Source organism: Vibrio ouci (assembly GCF_004551525.1).
Classification (GTDB): domain Bacteria; phylum Pseudomonadota; class Gammaproteobacteria; order Enterobacterales; family Vibrionaceae; genus Vibrio; species Vibrio ouci.
On record NZ_SATR01000133.1, the window covers coordinates 1 to 2,280 of the forward strand.

Genomic DNA, 2,280 nt, shown 5'->3' on the forward strand with positions numbered 1-2,280 from the left:
ATTAGGTGGTTGGAAGAATACTAAGCGAACGGATCGCGCTTCCATAAAGACGTTATGGCAAGGATGGTTTAGGCTGCAAACCATCCTTGAAGGGTATGAACTGGCTAAGTCTCTTGATTCACTAGACTTGTGATCAAGAGACAGCTAATAATAGAGCCCCCTTTTTGTTGCTGCGCGCTGTCGAACAGACAAGGCTTAAGTCGTGAATTAGCTCTCTTTAACCAAAGAAACCACAATATCACCACTCATAGGTACGCTCTCATCTGCTGAAGCAAGCATCTGGATGTGCTGCTTGCTGTTAACCGTAAACAGTGGCACTACGGTCGCCGACTTATACTGCTCTTGGTAATCCTCATAGCCAAAACTGTCACTCAACTTGGTGTGTTTAATCTCAGCCCCTTGGCTAATCAAGCTTGCCAGTTTTTTGTAGCTGGTACTGCCGCCCAACAGCAAAGAGTAGGCATGCTCTGAGTTATGGCTGTGCTTATCTAACCTCTCCTGCTCTTTTTTATCTTGCAGGCTAAACACCTTACGATGACCAAACTCATTAGAGAAATGCACGCTCGCCACCGAGTTTAAGTGCTGATCGGGCGTAACTGCCAACACTTGACCTATCCCAATCAAATCAAGGTATTCATCAGCATGACTTGAAGTCGGGTTGCCATAATAGCTATCAAAGCCCCCCATTCTCGCTTTACTGACGTAGTCCCAGTTGGTATCTGACATAAGTACGCGGCAATCGTAAGTTTTAAGTGCCTTGCCCAATGTTCTTGCCACATCGTTCGCACCAACGATCAAAAAGCCTCTTGGCGCTGGCTCGGCAACCCCAAGCAGGTTAGCAATTGGACGAGCGGTAGCACTTTGCAACACCACAGTGCCGATAATCACCATAAAGATTAGTGGCACCAGAAGGTTCGCCTGTTCTACATTTTGCTGAGTAAGCTTAATGGCAAACAGCGATGATACCGCCGCTGCGACGATACCTCTTGGCGCTACCCAAGCAAGGAAAGCTTTCTCTTTGACCTCAAGATTACTGCGCATGGTTGATAAGAAAATGGAAGCTGGGCGCGACACCAACTGAATCACCACAAACAGCACCAAAGCCGCCCAACCCAGCTGAGCGAAATCAGTCAGCTCAACCCTTGCAGCAAGCAAAATGAATAACCCTGAGATAAATAGGATGGTGAGATTTTCTTTAAAGTGGAGGATGTGGCTGATATTAACGCCCTTAGCGTTTGCCAACCAAATCCCCATCACGGTCACCGTCAATAACCCAGATTCGTGCTCTAGATAATTCGACAGCGCAAACACGCCAAGCAAAATGGTTAGTACCGCAAAAGGCTGCAAATATTCAGGTAACCAGTGGCGACGCATCATCGCTGCAACCAGCATGCCTGCGGCGATACCCACGGAGAAACCAATCACCACAATCAGGCCAAATACCGCCAAGCTGTGTACTTGGCTATGCGAAACAATAAACTCATACACCATCACCACAAACAGCGCGCCTAGAGGATCAATAAGTATCCCTTCCCAACGCAAAATATTGGCGAGTTTTGAGCTTGGTCTGACCGTTCGTAACAAAGGCACAATCACAGTTGGCCCAGTAACCACCGTCAGGCTGCCAAATAAGAACGCCAATGACCAATCTAGACCTAACAAATAGTGCGTCGCGACGGTGGTAATGATCCACGACACCACGGCACCGAGCGTTACTATGCTCCAGACACTCTTACTGATCCCTTTAATCTGCTTAAAATTGAGAGTTAAGCTGCCTTCAAACAGTATCACCGCAACCGCTAAAGAGATCACAGGAAAGAAGAGATCCCCTAGCGCTTCTTGAGGAGAAAACAAGCCAAACACTGGCCCCACTAACAAACCAGCGATGAGGAGAAATAAAATAGCGGGAAGTTTCAGCTGCCATGCAACCCATTGGCAAATCAAACCCAGTAAGCCAACACTAGCCAAGGTTAGTGCAATCGTCTCCGAAGTCATTGAGTATCCTTATAACGAGCGAAGTAGAATTTTCCATACTAAACAGTGAGTAATAATTAGACAACAATGCCAAATGAAACCTAACTAAACCATTACTGTTTATTTATAGACAGTTAAATAAAAAAGGGCTCTAAAATTAGCTGTCTCTTATACACAAATCCCCAAGCCACAGCTTGGGGATTTTTTTTGAACTAATTGCATGTTCCATGATCTGATCATCTAAGCAATGACAAGGATGATTACCATGACTTATATAGAGCCAACTCTTTGGGCGCAAAAGCAATT

At 45.9% G+C, this 2,280-nt stretch carries 1 protein-coding gene; it reads right to left on the minus strand.

Going from position 1 to position 2,280, the window contains the following annotated elements:
* Window positions 1-207 precede the first annotated feature (207 nt).
* The gene (locus ELS82_RS24325) at window positions 208-1,995 is read right to left on the minus strand and encodes a cation:proton antiporter (RefSeq protein ID WP_134837694.1); all 1,788 of its coding nucleotides are present in this window, start codon (window positions 1,993-1,995) and stop codon (window positions 208-210) included.
* Between the last annotated feature and the right edge of the window lie 285 nt (window positions 1,996-2,280).